Raw genomic sequence first — 18,554 nt, forward strand, 5'->3', positions numbered from 1 at the left:
TCAAGCAATAACGGATCCCCGCAATTGCGGGGATCCGGTTGGAATCGCAACACAACGCCGACGCGCCCGAAGGTGCGCGGCGATGCCCGATCAGGACGAACGGGCTCGGGCCATCCGCAGTCCATGCAAGAACGCCATGAAGGCGACAGCGAACCTCAACAGCATCAACATTAACCAGGAATCACACCCATGCGCCACCAGAAAGCCGGCCGCAAGTTGAGCCGCACCAGCTCGCATCGCCAGGCGATGTTCAGCAACATGGCCGCTTCGTTGATCAAGCACGGCCTGATCCGTACCACCCTGCCCAAGGCCAAGGAACTGCGCCGCGTCGCAGAGCCCTTGATCACCCTTGGCAAGGTTGATGGCGTTGCAAACCGCCGCCTCGCTTTTTCACGCCTGCGCGACAAGGAAGCCGTCGGCACCTTGTTCACCACGCTGGGCCCGCGCTACCAGTCGCGTCCGGGTGGCTACCTGCGCATCCTCAAGTGCGGCTTCCGCGCTGGTGACAATGCGCCCATGGCCTACGTGGAGCTGCTGGATCGACCGGAAGCCGCTGCGCTCGCCGAGTAATCCCAAGCGCAAAGCGTCATCACGAAACCCCGGCATCGCCGGGGTTTTGCTTTTGGGAACCGGCAAGGCGGATGCATGGTCTGATGCCACCGGCGCGGCGATAATGCGCAGGCTCTTCCTGCACAGGCGATGACATGAATCCGTTTCTTTGGTCGTTCCGCATACAGTTCCTTGTGGGTTTCCTGGCGTGCATTGGTGTGGTGGCCTATGCCATCTGGACCCAGTTCCATGACGGATTGGAACCTTGCAACCTGTGCATATTCCAGCGGGTTTCGTTCGCCGTGCTGGGGCTCGTATTCCTTCTGGGAGCAGTTCATGCCCCGCGCGGCCAAGGCGGGCGCCGGGGCTACGCGATAGGGGCTTTCATCGCCGCGGTCATCGGCATCGTTATTGCCGCGCGCCATGTCTGGGTCCAGAGCCTGCCCGCTAACCTGGTTCCCAGCTGCGGACCGCCACTCGGATTCCTGCAGGACTCCGTGGGCGTACTGGGCATGATCAAGAAAGTACTCACCGCTTCAGGCAGCTGCGGTACCGTTGACTGGACGTTCCTGGGCCTGGCCATGCCCGCCTGGAGCCTGGTCTGTTTCATCGCCTTGGCGCTGTGGGCACTTTATGCCGGCTTTTCGGCCAGGAAAGGTTTCATAAGCAAGATTTGACGCGGCGCATCAATCTGGCACCATGAAAGAACGCCAAGAGAAAAAACCGATGAGCAGCACCGACCGAAATCTGCATGCAGTGAATCTTCCCGCCGACTGGACGCCTACCAGCTGGCGCGGCCGCACCGCCGTGCAGATGCCCACCTATCCGGACGCTGGCGCGTTGGAGTCGGCACTGGGAGAGTTGCGTCAGCTGCCCCCGCTGGTGACGTCGTGGGAAATCTTCGCGCTCAAGAAGCAACTGGCCGAGGCCCAGGAAGGGAAGCGATTCCTCTTGCAGGGTGGCGACTGCGCGGAAAGCTTCAGTGATTGCGAGTCCGGCCTGATTTCCAACCGCCTCAAGGTGCTGCTGCAGATGAGCCTGGTGCTGGTGCATGGCCTGCGCCTGCCGGTGGTACGCGTGGGTCGCTTCGCGGGGCAGTACGCCAAGCCGCGGTCAACCGACACCGAAACGCGCGATGGGGTGACCTTGCCTAGTTACAGGGGTGACCTTGTGAACCAGCAGGAATTCACTGCCCAGGCGCGCATCCCGGACCCGCGCCGCATGATCAAGGCACACGCGCGCTCGGCGATGACCATGAATTTCGTGCGCGCGTTGATTGATGGCGGTTTCGCCGACCTGCACCATCCCGAGTACTGGAACCTCAACTGGGTGGGCTATTCGCCCAATGCCAATGAGTACCAGCAGATGGTGACCTCCATCGGAGACGCCGTGCGCTTCATGGAAACGCTCTCCGGGTCGGAGGTCCACAACCTCAACCGCATCGACTTCTATACCTCGCACGAAGCCTTGCTGCTGCCCTACGAGGAAGCGCTGACCCGTGAGGTGCCGCGCCAGTGGGGCTGGTTCAATCTCAGCACCCACTATCCGTGGATCGGCATGCGCACCGCGGCAGTGGATGGTGCGCACGTCGAATACCTGCGTGGCGTGCGCAATCCGATCGCCTTGAAGGTGGGTCCTTCGGTCAATCCCGACCAGTTGCTGCGCCTGATCGACATCCTCAATCCCGAGGACGAGCCTGGCCGCCTGACCTTCATTCATCGCATGGGCGCGACCCAGATCGCGGAGAAATTGCCGCCGCTGCTTGACGCAGTGCGCCGCGACGGCCGTCGCGTCCTGTGGGTGTGCGATCCCATGCACGGCAATACCGAAAGCACGTCGAATGGTTTCAAGACGCGCCGTTTCGACAATATCCGCGGCGAAGTGGAGCAGTCGTTCGACCTGCATGCGGCGGCCGGTACCCGCCTGGGTGGCGTGCACCTGGAATTGACCGGGGAAGACGTCACCGAATGCACCGGTGGTGCGCGCGAGCTGACGGACATCGATCTTGAGCGTGCGTATCGCTCAACCGTGGATCCTCGCCTCAACTACGAGCAGTCGCTGGAAATCGCGATGTCGATCGTCCGCAAGCAGAACCAGCTCGCCGCGCCTGCAGGACGCTAGGACGGGTCTTCCAACAGGCGGGCGGCCCGGTGGTGCCGGCTCGTCGTAGTCGGGCCCCGCCTGCTGGATCTCAGGACCAATGCAGCTGCGCGGTGCTGGTTCTGTCGGGGATTTCCCACGTCTTGCCGCGGGCAAGCAGTCGCGCAAATTCCACCGCTGGTATCGCCGGACTGAACAGGTGTCCCTGGAACGTATCGCAGCCGTTCGCAACCAGCCACTCCAGTTGCGCCTGGGTTTCGACGCCTTCGGCGACGGTGTGGCAGTCCAGCTGGCTTGCCAGCCCGATGATGGCTCGCGTGATGGCGGCCTGGCTGGGCTCGGTGACCTCACGCACGAATGACTGGTCGATCTTGAGCACGTTGAAACCGTAGTTGCCCAGGTAGCTCAGGCTGGAGAAGCCGGTGCCGAAGTCGTCGATGGCGATGCGCACGCCCATCGCCTTGAGCGCTCGCAGGGCATGGTCGGTGCGCTGGACGTCCTGCATGATCGTGGTCTCGGTGACCTCCAGCTCCAGGTATTCCGGCGCCATGCCGCTGTCTTCCAGCGCGGCGGTTACCGCCTCCACCAGCGTGCCGGTGTCGAAGTTGGCCGCTGCAATGTTCACTGACACCGGGATCGGCGGCAGCCCGGATTGCTGCCAGATGCGGTTCTGGCGGCAGGCGGCCTGGATCGCCCAGCGATCGATGTCGACGATGAGGTGGGTTTCCTCGGCGATCGGCAGGAATTCACCAGGCTGCATCAAACGATCGCCCTTCTGCCAGCGCATCAAGGCTTCAACGCCCACGATGCGGCCGCTGATGCGATCGATCTGCGGCTGGTAGTGCAGCACCAGCTCACCCTTGCGCAGTCCTCGGCGCAGGCTGTTCTCGAGCTCTATGCGCGCGTCCGCGTTACTGGCCAGTTCGCTGTTGTGGAAGCGGCTGGTATTGCGGCCGCTGCGCTTGGCCAGGTACATGGCCGCGTCGGCCCGCATCATCAGTGTGGACGCGTCATAGCCATCATCCGGGAACAGGCTGATGCCTATGCTGAAGGCCTGGTGCAATTCATGCGAGGAGACCGTATACGGTTCCTCGCCGATATTCAGCAAATGCTGCGCGACTTCCAGCACCCGCTCGCGCGATGACACCTTGTCCAGCAGCACTACGAACTCGTCGCCGCCGGTGCGATACACGCTGCCCTTGTCGCCCACGCTTCGCTGGATGCGCCGCGTTACCTGCTGCAGCAACTGGTCGCCGATGTGGTGGCCGAGCGCGTCGTTGACGTGCTTGAAGAGGTCGAGGTCGATGAACAGCACCGCCAGTCCGTCGCCACTTGAGCTGTCGGCATCGATCAGCTTGCCCAGCGAGTTGTTGAGCTGCAGGCGGTTGGGCAGACCGGTCAGGGCGTCATGGTGGGCCAGGTAGGCCATGCGCGAATTCAGCGCACGCGCTTCGGTGATATCACGCAGGACGATCACCGAACCGGCCGAGCTGGTGCCGCGGTCGCGGACTGGCGACAGCGATCTTTCCACCAGTATCGGCTTGCCGTCATGGCGCAGCAACTGCAGGTCTCCCGGCATGGCGGCCGTGTGCGCGCCTTCTTCCTGCGCGGCGCTTCCCACTACGTGCACGGGAAGTATCTCGGCGATGGGTTGCCCCAATGCGCTGTGCAGCATCCAGCCGCTGAGCGCTTCGGCTGCCGGATTCATGTAGGTGATGCGGTCGGCCGCATCCGTGGTGATGACGGCATCGCTGATCGAGGTCAGGGTGACCTCGGCGCGTTCATGCGCGTCATACAGGGCATTCTCGAGGTGCGCCTTCTCGGTCAGGTCGGTGGACATGACGAAAAACCCGCATACCTTGCCGTCCTCGTCGATGTCAGGTGTGTAATAGGAATGCAGGCGGCGCGGCCTGCCATCTGCGCCTGTGGCGACGCTCTCGAAATCGATGTCGCGGCCCGACATGACCGCATCGATGTATGGCTTGCGCAGGGAATAGGTCTTCTCCCCCAGCATTTCCTCGATGCGGATACCTTGACGATAGGGTTGCTGCCAAAGGTTGGCTTCGGCGCAGGCACGATTGAAGAACACCGTGGCCTCGTTGCGGTCGTACTGCGCAATCATGGCGGGCAGCTTGTCGGTGACCCGTTGCAGCTGGTCGCGCGCGGTTGCGAGTTCGCGCAAGGTGCGGTGCTGTTCGCTGTTGTCGTAGGCCATCAGGTACCAGCCAGCCACCCGCCGGTCTGCGTCAAGGTCGGGCAACAGGTAGACCTGCACCGGGCGCCGTGGCTGCCCGATCCGCGCTTCCCAACTCACTCGTTCGCCATTGGCGGACTTGGCCATTGCGCCCTGCAGCGATTCCAGGAATTCGGGGTTGTCGGCATGCACGTCGGCAACGCGGCGCTCACTCCAGCCAAGGGAAGGTTGTTCGAACCAGTCCCGGCTGGCGCGGTTGACGAATCCGTAGCACTGGTCGTGGTCGATGTAGGCAATGAGAGTGGGCAGGTGGTCGGCCACTGCATTGAGCAGCGCGCGGCTGCGCCGGTCGGCGCGTGCGAGGGTGACCAGCAGGACGAACACGACCAGGCCCAGCGCGATGCCTGCGGAGGCGAGGACCAGGATGGAGGTGATCGCAGGGATAGCCACGTTGCGCGGCGCGGAACTGATCCGCAATTTCCAGTCGCCACCGAAGAACTGCAACGTGCGCTGCTGGTTGAACGCCGGTTCCATGTCCGCGCCATAGCGGTCCCGCAGCCCGGTGCGCTGGTAGACGATGCCGGTGGCTGGGTCCGTTGATTGCAGCTGGAGATCCAGCTGGTGGTTTTCCACGCCGGCTATCGCCTCCTGGATCATGCGGTCCCAGCCGAAGCCGGCCGAGGTAAATCCCTGCAGCGACGGCCTGGTCGGCGATTGTGCGTTTGCGCCGGCGTTGCGCTGGTGCGGCAGATCCACCGCGTAGACCGGTGCATACAGCAGGAAACCACTGAAAGCGCCACCCACCGCCGGATTGCCAAAGGTAACGCGACGTGCGGCGGACAGTTCACCGCTGTCGCGCGCCGCCTTCAGTGCGGCGCGCCGCACCGGTTCGGCCGAGATATCGGTGCCGAGCAACTGGCGCATTTGCGGTATGTCGGGATAGAGCAGGTCGACGATGAAATGTTCGCCTGACCGGGTACGTGGATGGACATCGAAAGCGGGACCATGCTGGGCGCGCTGTGCCAGCACGTAGCCTGGCAGGTCTGCGTCGCCGACCCGGCGGGCGAACCCCAATGTCTGCACGCCCGGATGGCGTTGGGGCAGCTGCAGTTTTGTCACGTAGGCAGTGAAGCCCGCCTGGTCCAGCTGCGGCCTGGCCTCCAGCATGCCCGCAGAGGCGCGGACTATGTCTTCGTAGGCATGGATGCGCGTGAGTATCGCGGCGGCCACCGCCTCCGAGCGTGCATTGAATTGTGCTTCCGCCGTGCGCCTGGCCTGAAGCCAGGACACATAGCCGAACCAGACAGAGAGCAGGATAGCCAGCGCGAGGACCAGCCACGCCAGCGAATCCAGCCGACGCAAACGCAGCATGGCCGTCGAACGCGACCCGCTGAGTGCTCTCAGTTCCGATGCACGATCTGCATCTACATCCATTCAATCCGACCCTGCCATCGTGCCGCTGCCATCGTACGCCCGAACGGACGAAAGACGACACGCTTTTTCAATTGCCGCGAAGGATGCGCGAACATGCCGCCGACCATTACCTGGCCGCACCAGGCGGCGAAGCCTTGGCAGGGACGTGCAGGGTAGGGCGGTATTCCGGCGGCTTGCGTGCACGGGTCAATTGCTCGTAGGCGTAGCCCAGTCCTATCAGCTTGGGTTCGCTCCATGCCGTGCCCATGAAGACGATGCCAAGCGGTAGTCCGTTGGAATTTCCCATCGGAATGGTCAGGCTGGGGTAACCGGCCACCGCGGCGGCGCCATAACCGGCGCCCGGGAAGTGGTCGCCGGTCAGCGGATCGCTGATCCACGCAGGACCGGTTGCCGGGGCGATCAGTGCATCCAGGCGCTGTCCTTTCAACGCGGCATCGATTCCCTCGGGCCCTGCAAGGCGGCTGGCCCGGGAGCGTGCGCTGATGTACTCGGGTTCATTCAGGCCGCCCTTCGCATTGGCCTGCTCGAACAGCTCCTGCCCGAAGAAGGGCATCTCGGACGTACGGTATTGCGCGTTGTAGCCAATCAGCTGGGAAAGCGTCTTCAGCGGTGCATTGTGCTTTTGCAGGTAGCGCTCCAGCCCTGACTTGAACTCGTAGAGCAACAGCGTGGTCTCGTCGTCCGACCACTGTCCTTCAGTGGGGATTTCCGCGTCGACGACGGTGGCGCCCGCTTCGCGCATCGTGCGGATGGCGTCTTCGATTGCGGCGGCGGCGTCGGGGTGGATGACGAGCTTGCTGCGAATCACGCCGATGCGCGCGCCCTTGAGTGCGTTTGCATCCAGGTGCAGGTGGTAATCGAGGCTGGTGTTCCAGGCCGTCCTGGCGGTTGCCGGATCGGCATCGTCGCGCCCGGCCAGTACGCTCAGCAGGTAGGCCGCATCGGCCACGCTGCGGGTCATGGGTCCCGCGGTGTCCTGGCTGAAGGAGATGGGGATGATGCCTTCCCGGCTGACCAGTCCGACCGTGGGCTTGAGCCCTACCAGTCCATTGACCGCGGCCGGGCAGATGATGCTGCCGTCGGTTTCCGTGCCGATCGCGGCCGCGGCCAGGTTGGCCGATGCGGCGACCGCGCTGCCGGAACTGGAGCCACAGGGATTGCGGTCAAGCACATACGGATTCCGGGTCAGCCCGCCACGCCCGCTCCAGCCCGAGAGCGAACGCGTCGACCGGAAATTGGCCCATTCGCTGAGATTGGTCTTGCCCAGGATCACCGCCCCCGCCTGGCGCAGCCGACGTACCAGGAAGGCATCGGTGGATGGCCTGAAATCCTTGAGTGCCAGCGAGCCGCCGGAATTGACCATCGGCGTGGCGCCGATGTTGTCCTTGAGCAAAATCGGAATGCCGTGCAGCGGGCCGCGTACCGAATTGGTCTTGCGTTCCACATCCCGCAGGGCGGCTTCCTTCAGCGCATCGGGATTGATCTCGATCACCGCATTGAGTTTAGGCCCCGCTTTGTCCAGGGCCGCGATGCGGTCCAGGTAGGCCTGTGTCAGCGTACGGCTGTCCAGCTCGCCGGCTTGCATGCGCTGCTGCAGGTCGGTGATGTCCAGTTCGGCGTAGGTGAAATCGGTGGGTTCAACGGGCTGCGCGCCGGTCGCGTCCGGGCCGGTGGAATCACAGCCGCAAAATGCCAGCAGAAGGGCAAGCAATACCGGGGTGCGCCACATCGGTTCGGATCCTGCAGGGTGTGCGCAGGCAGGCTACCCAGCATCGGGGATGCGTGCAATTGCGAAGATCAGGCGCGGCGCTTGACCAGGTCGCGCGCCAGCACTGCCACCACGATCAGATTGAGCACCAGCACGGCCCAGGTGTGCCAACCGTCATGGTGGTAGATGGCGTAAGCATCCAGTGGCAGGTAAGCAGCGGTGCCCACGCAACCCAGCCAGGACGCCCATGCGCGAGCGCGCCACAAGCCCCAGCCTTCGACCAGGCGCCAGACCGCATACAGCGACACCACGGCAACCGCCAGGTGCACGGCACCCGGATTGATCGCATCAAGCAGCGAGGGCAGGGTGCCGTGGGCCGGATCCAGGTTGAACCGGCTGATGAGGCTGGTGATCAGGTTGCGCAATGGTTGCGGCCCCAGCACTTCCAGGCTGGCCGCCGCAATCAGCGCCAGCAAGCCCTTGAGGCCCTCGAAGAGGGCCAGGACATGCAAACCCGGGTGCGCGCGCGGCGCCGGGTTGTAGGACGCGCCCGTCACTGCAACGGAGATCAGGCCGCGCGGGAGGCGCGCTTGCGGTCGCTTTCGTTGAGGAACTTCTTGCGCAGGCGGATTTCCTTCGGGGTGACTTCCACCAGCTCGTCGTCCTCGATGAAATCCAGCGCCTGTTCCAGCGTGTACTTGATCGCGGGGGTCAGCTTGATGGCGTCGTCCTTGCCCGAAGCGCGCATGTTGGTCAGCGGCTTGGTCTTGATGGCGTTGACGGTCAGGTCGTTGTCCTTGGAATGGATGCCGATCAACTGGCCTTCGTAGACGTTGTCGCCCTCGGCGGCAAACAGCTTGCCGCGTTCTTCCAGCGGCCCAAGCGAGTAGGCCGGGGTGGCGCCCGGCGCATTGGCGATCATCACGCCGTTCTGGCGCTTGGCGATGGCGCCCTGTTCCTTGGGACCGTAATGGTCGAACACGTGGAACAGCAGGCCCGAGCCCTGGGTCAGGGTGCGGAATTCATTCTGGAAGCCGATCAGGCCGCGGGCCGGGATCATGTAGTCCAGGCGCACGCGCCCCTTGCCGTCCGATTCCATGTTCTTGAGCGCGCCCTTGCGCACGCCCAGCTTCTCCATGACCCCGCCCTGGTGCACTTCCTCGATATCGACGACCAGTTGTTCGACCGGTTCCATCTGCTGCCCGTCGATTTCCTTGATGATGACTTCCGGGCGCGACACGGCCAGTTCGAAGCCTTCGCGGCGCATGTTCTCGATCAGTACCGACAGGTGCAGCTCACCGCGGCCGGAGACCAGGAACTTGTCGGGGTCGGAACCTTCCTCGACCTTCAGGGCCACGTTGTGCAGGGTCTCGCGCTCCAGGCGCTCGCGGATCTGCCGGCTGGTGATGAACTTGCCGCCGCTGTGTTCCTTGCTGCCCGCGAACGGCGAGTTGTTGACCTGGAAGGTCATGCTGATGGTCGGCTCGTCGACGGTCAGCGCCGGCAGCGCCTCGGGAGTGTCCAGCGCACAGAGGGTGTCGGAGATGCTGAGGTCGGCCACGCCGGAAATGGCGACGATGTCGCCGGCTTCGGCTTCTTCCACTTCAACGCGCTCCAGCCCCAGGAAACCCAGGACCTGCAGGACCTTGCCCTGGCGCTTCTTGCCGTGACGGTCGATCACGCTGACTGGCATGTTGGTGCGCACCTTGCCGCGCTGGATGCGGCCCACGCCGATCAGCCCGACGAAATTGTTGTAGTCCAGCTGGCTGATGCGCATCTGGAAGGGACCTTCGCGGTCCACGTCGGGTGGCGACACGTGCTTCATGATCGCTTCGTAAAGCGGGGTCATGTCGCCTTCGCGCGCCGAGTCTTCCAGGCTGGCGTAGCCGTGCAGGGCCGAGGCATAGACGATCGGGAAATCGAGCTGCTCATTGGTGGCGCCGAGCTTGTCGAACAGGTCGAACACCTGGTCGATCACCCAGTCCGGGCGCGCGCCGGGGCGGTCGATCTTGTTGACCACCACGATCGGCTTGAAGCCCATCGCAAAGGCCTTCTGGGTCACGAATCGGGTCTGCGGCATCGGGCCATCCATCGCATCGACCAGGATCAGTACCGAGTCGACCATCGACAGCACGCGCTCGACTTCGCCGCCGAAGTCGGCGTGGCCCGGGGTGTCGACGATGTTGATGCGGTTGCCATTCCAGTTGATGGCGGTGTTCTTGGACAGGATCGTGATGCCACGTTCCTTTTCCTGGTCGTTGCTATCCATCATCCGCTCGGTGGTGACCGTGCGTTCGTTGAACGTGCCCGACTGCTTGAGCAGGCAGTCCACGAGGGTGGTCTTGCCGTGGTCGACGTGGGCGACGATGGCGATATTGCGCAGATTCTGGATAGACATGTAGAAAGGCGCGATTTGAACCGCGCTCGGCCGGGAAGGAAGCCGAGTATTATAACGGGTTAAACCTGTGCATTGACTCAGTGGCGTGGCCGAAATGCCCGTCCGGGCGGGCCGATGGCACCCAGGGGCGGTTTAATCGGCGAAAACCGCCCCAATCCAATGCATTCGCTGAACAACACCCTCGTTCCCCAACCCTTCCACGGAGTCTCCCATGTCCCTGACCGCCACTTTTGACACCGCCCGCGGCCCCATCAAGGTCGAGCTGTACCCCGACAAGGCCCCGCTTACGGTGGCCAATTTCGTCAATCTGGCCCAGCGCGGCTTCTATGACGGCCTCAATTTCCACCGTGTCATCCCCGACTTCATGATCCAGGGTGGCTGCCCCGAAGGCTCCGGTCGCGGCGGCCCGGGCTACCGTTTCGCCGACGAGACCAACAACGGCGTGCGCCACGAGCGCGGCGTGCTGTCCATGGCCAATGCGGGCCCCAACACCAACGGCAGCCAGTTCTTCATCACCCACGTGGCCACCCCTCACCTGGACGGCAGGCATACCGTGTTCGGCAAGGTCCTCGAAGGCCTGGACGTGGTCGACAGCGTCAAAGGTGGCGACCTCATCAACTCGGTGAAGATCGAAGGCGATGCCGCGGCAGTGCTGGCGGCCAAGGCCGACCAGGTCGCGGAGTGGAACCGTCACCTGAGTGCCTGATCCAGGTCGCTCCCCCTGATCGTCGACCAGGGGGAGCCGGCTCAGCGCCTCTGGGCGCCATGATAAAATCGGCGTCGCGCCGCGGCGCCCGTTCCATCCCGCGTTCCCACTCCCGCGTTTCCTCACCCCACGAGGTCAAGTAATGCTCAAGTTAGCCGGGCGCATGGGTCGCGCCAAACCCAGCGCGATCATGGCAGTCGCCGAGAAGGCCAAGAAGCTCAAGGCCACGGGTCGCGACGTCATCAGTTTTTCCATCGGCGTTCCGAACTTCCTGCCGGGTGAGCACGTCTACCAGGCCGCCCGTGACGCGCTGGCCAAGGATTCGGGTCAGTACGGTTCCAACCGTGGTGCCGACGCCCTGCTGGATGCCTTCCTCAAGCACATGGAACAGCTGGGCCTGACCGGCTACACCCGTGCCAACCTGTCCACCGGCATCGGCGCCAAGCACGTGCTCTACAACCTGGCCGAAGTGCTGCTGGATGAGGGCGACACCATCGCCTTCCCGGCCCCGTACTGGACTTCGTATGTCGACATCGCCGAGATCGTCAACGCCCGGATCCTGGAACTGCCGTGCCCGGCCAGCCAGGACTACAAGCTCACGGTAGAGCAGCTCGATGCCGCACTGGCCACCAGGCCCAAGGTGTTCCTGTTCAACAATCCTTCCAACCCGACCGGCATGGTCTACACGAAGGATGAAGTCATCGCCCTGGCCGAGGTGCTGGTGAAGTATCCGGACACCTGGATCATCACCGACGACATCTACAACCGCATGCTGTTCGACGGGCTGGAGTACTACAACTTCGTGCAGGCGCGGCCTGAATTGCGCGAGCGCACCGTGTTCGTCGACTCGCTGTCCAAGACCTACGGCATGCCGGGTTGGCGCGTGGGTTTCATGGCCGGCCCGGAATCGGTTGCCCAGGCAGTGACCACGCTCAATTCCAACCACATCACCAACATCCCCGAAGTCACGACTGCCGCCGCAATCGCCGCCTTGTCGGGTCCCCAGGATGTCACCGAAGCCAAGAACCTGGAATTCCAGGGCAAGCGCGACCAGGTCATGGCCGCGCTGGCCGCCATTCCCGGCGTGGTCTGTCCGCGTCCGCAAGGTGCGTTCTATGTGTTCCCGGACATCAGTTGCGCCTTCGGCAAATCGCACAACGGCGCCGTCATAAACAACGACATCGATTTCTGCAGCGCGTTGCTGGAAGCCAAGGGCGTGGCCTGCGTGCCGGGTTCTGCTTTTGGTGAGCCGCGTGCGCTGCGCATCAGCTATACCTGCCCGACGCCACAACTGGCGCCTGGCATGCAGCGGATCCAGGAATTCTTCGCCGAGCTCGTTTGAGCCCGCATTGCGCATGAACGTTCGCAACCTGCTGCTGATGCTTTTGTTGGGAGGCGCTGTCTGGGCTGCGATGTCATGGTGGCAGGGCAGGGAAGTCACGCTGCAAGCGGATGATCCTCGCCTGCTCACCGGCGACAAGGGCATCGTCATGCTGGCGGCAGAATGGTGCGGTTATTGCCGCCAGCAGCGGAAGGACTTCGAACTGGCCGGGGTGCTTTACCGCGTCCTCGACGTGGACACCGAGGAAGGAAGCCGCGCCGCCAGCGCACTCGGCACCCGCGGCGTGCCCGTGACGGTGGTTGGACAGCAGGTCATCGAGGGCTATGACACTGCTTTGCTGCATCGGAACCTGCTGCCGCTGGGTTACCGCGTTTACTGATCACCACGATTGCCGCCCCACGTTTCCACGACACGATCCCATCCCGCGTTCTTACCCCACGTTCCACCTTGTAGAGGACTAGTCATGAAGAATCCCGTTCGAGTCGCCGTCACCGGTGCCGCTGGCCAGATCGGCTACGCGCTGCTGTTCCGTATTGCCTCCGGCGAAATGCTGGGCAAGGACCAGCCGGTGATCCTGCAGTTGCTGGAACTGCCGATCGACAAGGCCCAGGCCGCGCTGAAGGGCGTGATGATGGAGCTTGAAGACTGCGCGTTCCCGCTGCTGGCCGGCATGGTCGGCACCGATGACCCGGAAGTCGCGTTCAAGGACGTCGACGTTGCCCTGCTGGTCGGCGCGCGTCCGCGCGGCCCGGGCATGGAGCGCAAGGACCTGCTGCTGGAGAACGCCAAGATCTTCACTGCGCAGGGCGCCGCATTGAACAAGGTCGCTTCGCGCAACGTGAAGGTGCTGGTGGTCGGCAACCCGGCCAACACCAACGCCTATATCGCCATGAAGTCCGCGCCCGACCTGCCGGCGAAGAATTTCACCGCCATGCTGCGGCTGGACCACAATCGCGCGCTGTCGCAACTGGCCAACAAGGCCGGCGTGGCGGTAGGTGACATTGAAAACCTGATCGTGTGGGGCAACCACAGCCCGACCATGTATCCGGATTACCGCTTCGCCACAGTCAGCGGTGCTTCGTTGAAGGACAAGATCAACGACGCGGCCTGGAACAGCGATGCGTTCATCCCGCAGGTCGGCAAGCGCGGGGCTGCGATCATCGAAGCGCGCGGGCTGTCCTCGGCCGCCTCTGCGGCCAACGCCGCCATCGACCACATCCACGACTGGATGCTGGGCAGCAACGGCAAGTGGGTGACCATGGGCGTGCCGTCGGATGGCAGCTACGGCATTCCGGAAGGGGTGATGTACGGCGTGCCGGTGATCACCGCCAATGGCGAATACACCCGCGTGGAAGGCCTGGAAGTCGACGCATTCAGCCGCGCGGCCATGGACAAGACCCTGGCCGAGCTGGAAGAAGAGCGCGCCGGCGTGGCGCATCTGCTGGGCTGATCGCCGCGATCAGCTGCAGGACAAAAACGCCGGGCTTGCCCGGCGTTTTTCGTTGCAGGCGCTGGCCCGAGATGCCCTGTAGCAACGGTTTTTTTAACGCTGCCCGACCGGAATCGCGACCTCCTTTTCACTCGTCCTGCGCCGACATGACGATAGGCGAGGGGGCCGGACTGCATCGGGATGAAGACCCTTGGAAATGGGGGTTGTTGTAGGAGCGACGCAAGTCGCGAAGCCGGGAAATCATTGGCCCCCGACCCTGTAGGCGATCATGCGCCGCGTGCTTCGCGACTTGCGTCGCTCCTACAGGTCCTGGGCCAGCACATTCGCCCCGCAGGTATCGCTACGCCCATTCCAATCGTCCGCCCGGCCCTGCGTGGCCTTGTGATGCAGATGCGACCAATGTCGGAAGGCCTCGTCTCGCCGCGAGGACTATGCTGCGCGAAGTATCGCGTCCGGGAGTGCAGCATGGGCTACGAAGAAACCTATCGCCGTTCAATCGAGGAGCCGGAGGCATTCTGGGCCGAGGAAGCCAAGGTCATTCACTGGCATGTGCCGCCACAGCAGATCCTCGATTATTCCAATCCGCCGTTCCGCAAGTGGTTCGTCGGCGGCCAGACCAACCTCTGCTACAACGCCGTGGACCGCCATCTGGCCGAGCGCGGCGAACAGCTTGCGCTGGTCGCCATTTCCACCGAAACCAACCTCACCCGAGAGATCACCTACGCGCAGCTGTATCGCGAGGTCAATGCGTTCGCGGCCATCCTTAAAAAGCTGGATGTCGGCCGCGGCGATCGCGTGGTCATCTACATGCCCAACATGGCCGAGGCCGTATTTGCCATGCTGGCGTGCGCGCGCATCGGCGCAGTGCATTCGGTGGTGTTTGGCGGGTTTGCCGCGCACAACCTGGCGCTGCGCATCGACGATGCCACGCCCAAGCTGCTGATTGCCGCCGACGCCGGAATGCGCGGCGGCAAGGTGCTGCCCTATAAAGCATTGGTGGACCAGGCCTGCGAGGCATCGGCAACGCCTCCGCAGAAAGTATTGATCGTCTCGCGCGGCCTGCACCCGGCCTTGCCCAGGGTCGAAGGTCGCGACGTCGACTACGCTGCGCTCCGGGCCGAAGTCGGCGATGCCGAGGTGCCGGTCGAGTGGCTGGAGTCCAACGAGCCCAGCTACCTGCTCTACACCTCCGGCACCACCGGCAAGCCCAAGGGCGTGCAGCGCGACGTCGGCGGCTATGCCGTCGCGCTGGCATTGTCGATGCGGACCGTGTTCGATGTGGCGCCGGGACAGGTCATGTTCTCCACCTCCGACGTGGGCTGGGCGGTGGGGCATTCCTACAACGTGTACGGTCCGTTGATCGGTGGCTGCACCACCCTGTTGTACGAAGGGCTGCCGCTCAATCCGGATGCCGGCATCTGGTGGTCGCTGTGCGAAAAATACGGCGTGCGCACCATGTTCTCCTCGCCGACCGCGATCCGCGTTTTGAAGAAGCATGATGTCTCCTTCATCCGCGACCACGACCTGTCGAAGTTGCAGTACCTGTTCCTGGCTGGCGAGCCGCTGGACGAAACCACCGCGCACTGGATCCACGATGCGCTGGGTAAGCCGGTCATCGACAACTACTGGCAGACCGAGACCGGCTGGCCTGCGATCACCCTGCTGCCAGGGCTGGAGATGAAACCGGTGAAGTTCGGATCGCCCGGCTTTCCCAACCTCGGCTATCGCATGAAGGTGATCAACGAGAGCGATGGCACTGAAACCGCGCCGAACCAGAAGGGAGTGCTGGTGTTCCAGCCGCCCCTGCCGCCCGGCTGCATGACCACCATCTGGAACGACGATGCCCGTTTCATCGGCAGTTATTTCAGCCATTTCAAGGAGCTTCTTTACAGCTCGCTGGACTGGGCGATACGCGACGAGGACGGTTATACCTTCATCCTTGGGCGCACCGACGATGTCATCAACGTAGCCGGCCATCGCCTGGGCACGCGTGAGATAGAGGAGTCGGTTTCTTCCTTCAGCGCCGTGGCCGAGGCAGCCGTAATTGGCGTGCATGACGAACTCAAAGGCCAGGTGCCGGTCGTGTTCGCCACGCTGCGCCACCACAGCGATGAGCCGCTGGAGCGGGTAGCGGCTGCCCGCGGCATGCGCCGGGCGGTGGAGGACAGCCTGGGCGCCGTGGCCCGACCGGCCCGGGTCTATATCGTCAATGCCCTGCCGAAGACGCGTTCGGGCAAGTTGCTGCGACGCTCGTTGCAGGCGCTGGCGCAGGGCTCGGATCCTGGTGACATGTCCACCCTGGACGATCCCAACGCGCTGGAGGAAATCCGGAAGGCGCTGCTGCGCGGCCCTGAAGTCGGCAGCTGAGCGCGCCCTTCATTCCGGCGCCGCCGGGGCAATGCCGGTGTAGCTGGCGCGCGGCCTGATCAGCCGGCCCTGGGCCTGCTGTTCCAGCGCGTGGGCCAGCCAGCCGGCCACGCGTCCGGCCGCGAACATCACCAGCGCCGGCGTGGCGGGCAGGGCATTGGCGTGGCAGATGGCAGCCAGCATGAAGTCGATGTTGGGGCGCTGGCCGCTGACCTCCTCGGCGGCGGCGATGATGGATTCCAGCGCGTCCATCACCGGCGTGCCCGCATTGGCCGCACGCAGCCTGGCCAGGATCTCGGTGGCGCGCGGGTCGCCGTGCGGATACAGCACGTGGCCGAAACCCGGCAGGTCGTCGCCACGTTGCCAGCGGGTGGAAATGAATTCACGGATGGAGGCCACTTCGCGCGCGTCGGCGATCAGGGCGTGGGTACGCGCGGTGGCACCGCCGTGTCGCGGGCCGGAAAGCGCGGCCAGCCCGCTGCAGACCGTGGCATGCAGGTGGGCGCCGGTGGACGCCACCACACGTGCTGCGAATGCCGACACGTTCAATTCGTGGTCGGCGCACACCACCAGCGCGGCGCGCACCAGTTCGGCGAAGGCTTCGTCGCCAGGTTTCCAGCACTGGGCAAGCTGGCGGTGCACCGGACCGGTCGAAGGCGGTTGGGCCACCAGCAGCGCGGCGTTGTGGCGCAGCAGGGTGGCGGCAATCTCATGCCGCACGCGCGGCGCCGAATTGAAGGAGTGGCGCACTTCGAGGGCCAGCAACGGAATCGCCGACATCGTTCTTTCCAGCGGCGGCAAGCTGGCGACACAGGCGATCCCGGCCACCGTGGCTGGCCACTGCGCGTCGATGGAAACCGCGAAGGGATCATGTTCGCCACAGTCCCACAGCAGCCGGGCCACGTCCTCCAGGGTCGCACCCTCGTGCACGGCGGCGATCGCCGAGCGGCCGCGGTAGTAGGGACCATCGGGTCGGATCAGCGAGATCTGCGTTTCCAGCACGGGCAGGCCACGATCAAGGCTCTGGGCCGCGCCGCGTGCCGCGCCGCGCCCCGCCTGCTTGCGCTGGGCCAGCCGCTCCACGTCCTGCCGCGGATACAGTCGGCTGCGGTGGTCCGGCCCCGGTCGGGATTCCAGCAGGCCGCGGCTGACGTACGCATACAGGGTGGCTTGGCTGATGCCCAGAAGCGAACAGGTTTCGCGGGCGGACAGCAGGTCGGGGCGGGCGGCATCAGCGAGCATGGCAACACATTGATTGACTTGATCAAGATTGATCAATACTCGATTTGGTGCCAGATTTGCAACCCGTCGAGGGGCGTACCATTCGCCCACCTCAGCCGTCCGGCTCGTCGCCGTGACGGCTACGCGACCCCAAACAGGAGTCCTGCCGCATGAGCCACCCATCCGCTGGCGCCCCCGCTTCACCCGGCGCGAAGTTCCGCGCCGCGCTGGCCGCCGAATCCCCGCTGCAGGTGATCGGCGCCATCAATGCCAACCACGCCCTGCTGGCCAAGCGCGCCGGCTATCGCGCCATCTATCTGTCCGGTGGCGGCGTGGCCGCTGGCTCGCTGGGCCTGCCGGACCTGGGCATCAATACCCTTGAAGACGTGCTGATCGACGTGCGCCGCATCACCGACGTCTGCGACCTGCCGTTGCTGGTCGACATCGACACCGGCTTCGGCCCCAGCGCCTTCAATATCGAGCGCACGGTGAAGTCGCTGATCAAGGCCGGTGCCGCGGCCTGCCATATCGAGGACCAGGTTGGAGCCAAGCGTTGCGGCCATCGGCCCGGCAAGGAAATAGTCACTGCGTCCGAGATGGTGGACCGGGTCAAGGCGGCCGCCGATGCGAAGACCGATGCGCAGTTTTTCCTGATCGCCCGCACCGACGCCATCCAGGTCGATGGCGTGGATGCGGCCATCGAGCGCGCCATCGCCTGCGTGGAAGCCGGCGCCGACGGCATCTTCGCCGAAGCCGCCTACGATCTTCCCACCTACCAGCGTTTCGTCGATGCGGTGAAGGTGCCGGTGCTGGCCAACATCACCGAGTTCGGCAAGACGCCGCTGTTCACCCGCGACGAGCTGGCCTCGGTCGGCGTGGCCATCCAGCTGTACCCGCTGTCGGCGTTCCGCGCCATGAACAAGGCCGCCGAAGCGGTGTACACCGCGATCCGTCGCGATGGCCACCAGCAGAACGTGGTCGGCAGCATGCAGACGCGCGAGGAGCTCTACGAGCGCATCAGTTACCACGACTTCGAGCAGAAGCTCGATGCCCTGTTCGCCAGGAAGCAAGGCTGATTGCAGGCA

At 64.2% G+C, this 18,554-nt stretch carries 14 protein-coding genes; 9 read left to right on the forward strand and 5 right to left on the reverse strand.

Annotation, left to right across the window (positions count from 1 at the left end):
- Window positions 1-189 precede the first annotated feature (189 nt).
- From rplQ to DT603_RS12045, 3 genes are all read left to right on the forward strand, one after another.
- The gene (rplQ, locus tag DT603_RS12035) at window positions 190-570 is read left to right on the forward strand and encodes a 50S ribosomal protein L17 (protein ID WP_162350136.1); all 381 of its coding nucleotides are present in this window, start codon (window positions 190-192) and stop codon (window positions 568-570) included.
- 134 nt (window positions 571-704) lie between these two features.
- Window positions 705-1,226: a disulfide bond formation protein B gene (locus DT603_RS12040; RefSeq protein WP_162350137.1), complete on the forward strand. Its 522-nt coding sequence runs from the start codon at window positions 705-707 to the stop codon at window positions 1,224-1,226.
- Between the two features lie 49 nt (window positions 1,227-1,275).
- Window positions 1,276-2,670, forward strand: a complete 1,395-nt coding sequence (locus tag DT603_RS12045) for a class II 3-deoxy-7-phosphoheptulonate synthase (RefSeq protein WP_162350328.1) — start codon at window positions 1,276-1,278, stop codon at window positions 2,668-2,670.
- 70 nt (window positions 2,671-2,740) lie between these two features.
- Here the strand turns inward: DT603_RS12045 and DT603_RS12050 are convergent, their stop codons facing one another.
- From DT603_RS12050 to typA, 4 genes are all read right to left on the reverse strand, one after another.
- Window positions 2,741-6,214: a bifunctional diguanylate cyclase/phosphodiesterase gene (locus DT603_RS12050; RefSeq protein ID WP_162350138.1), complete on the reverse strand. Its 3,474-nt coding sequence runs from the start codon at window positions 6,212-6,214 to the stop codon at window positions 2,741-2,743.
- A gap of 169 nt (window positions 6,215-6,383) precedes the next feature.
- Window positions 6,384-8,006 (reverse strand): amidase, encoded by a 1,623-nt coding sequence (locus DT603_RS12055; protein ID WP_162350139.1) that lies wholly within the window; start codon window positions 8,004-8,006, stop codon window positions 6,384-6,386.
- A 68-nt stretch (window positions 8,007-8,074) separates the two neighbouring features.
- Window positions 8,075-8,542, reverse strand: coding sequence for a DUF2127 domain-containing protein (locus tag DT603_RS12060; RefSeq protein WP_162350140.1), 468 nt, complete (start codon window positions 8,540-8,542; stop codon window positions 8,075-8,077).
- Window positions 8,543-8,553: 11 nt separating this feature from the next.
- Complete coding sequence (gene typA, locus DT603_RS12065; protein ID WP_162350141.1) at window positions 8,554-10,383, reverse strand: translational GTPase TypA; 1,830 nt, start codon at window positions 10,381-10,383, stop codon at window positions 8,554-8,556.
- Window positions 10,384-10,594: 211 nt separating this feature from the next.
- Between typA and DT603_RS12070 the strand changes: the two genes are divergently transcribed.
- From DT603_RS12070 to prpE, 5 genes are all read left to right on the forward strand, one after another.
- Window positions 10,595-11,089, forward strand: a complete 495-nt coding sequence (locus DT603_RS12070) for a peptidylprolyl isomerase (RefSeq protein ID WP_162350142.1) — start codon at window positions 10,595-10,597, stop codon at window positions 11,087-11,089.
- 142 nt (window positions 11,090-11,231) lie between these two features.
- Window positions 11,232-12,431 carry a pyridoxal phosphate-dependent aminotransferase gene (locus DT603_RS12075; protein ID WP_162350143.1) on the forward strand — a complete coding sequence of 400 codons (1,200 nt, stop codon included), beginning with the start codon at window positions 11,232-11,234 and terminating at the stop codon, window positions 12,429-12,431.
- A gap of 13 nt (window positions 12,432-12,444) precedes the next feature.
- On the forward strand, window positions 12,445-12,810 hold the full coding sequence (locus DT603_RS12080; protein WP_162350144.1) for a glutaredoxin family protein: 366 nt from the start codon (window positions 12,445-12,447) through the stop codon (window positions 12,808-12,810).
- Between the two features lie 84 nt (window positions 12,811-12,894).
- Window positions 12,895-13,881, forward strand: a complete 987-nt coding sequence (locus DT603_RS12085) for a malate dehydrogenase (RefSeq protein ID WP_162350145.1) — start codon at window positions 12,895-12,897, stop codon at window positions 13,879-13,881.
- Between the two features lie 465 nt (window positions 13,882-14,346).
- Window positions 14,347-16,248: a propionate--CoA ligase gene (prpE, locus tag DT603_RS12090; protein ID WP_162350146.1), complete on the forward strand. Its 1,902-nt coding sequence runs from the start codon at window positions 14,347-14,349 to the stop codon at window positions 16,246-16,248.
- Between the two features lie 9 nt (window positions 16,249-16,257).
- On the opposite strand, the gene DT603_RS12095 is transcribed toward prpE, so the two are convergent.
- Window positions 16,258-17,490 carry a citrate synthase family protein gene (locus DT603_RS12095; protein WP_162350147.1) on the reverse strand — a complete coding sequence of 411 codons (1,233 nt, stop codon included), beginning with the start codon at window positions 17,488-17,490 and terminating at the stop codon, window positions 16,258-16,260.
- A 149-nt stretch (window positions 17,491-17,639) separates the two neighbouring features.
- On the opposite strand from DT603_RS12095, the gene prpB reads away from it, so the two are divergent.
- Window positions 17,640-18,545 (forward strand): methylisocitrate lyase, encoded by a 906-nt coding sequence (gene prpB / locus DT603_RS12100; protein WP_162350148.1) that lies wholly within the window; start codon window positions 17,640-17,642, stop codon window positions 18,543-18,545.
- Window positions 18,546-18,554: the final 9 nt, after the last annotated feature.

Source organism: Pseudoxanthomonas gei (genome assembly GCF_010119615.1).
GTDB classification, from domain to species: domain Bacteria; phylum Pseudomonadota; class Gammaproteobacteria; order Xanthomonadales; family Xanthomonadaceae; genus Pseudoxanthomonas_A; species Pseudoxanthomonas_A gei.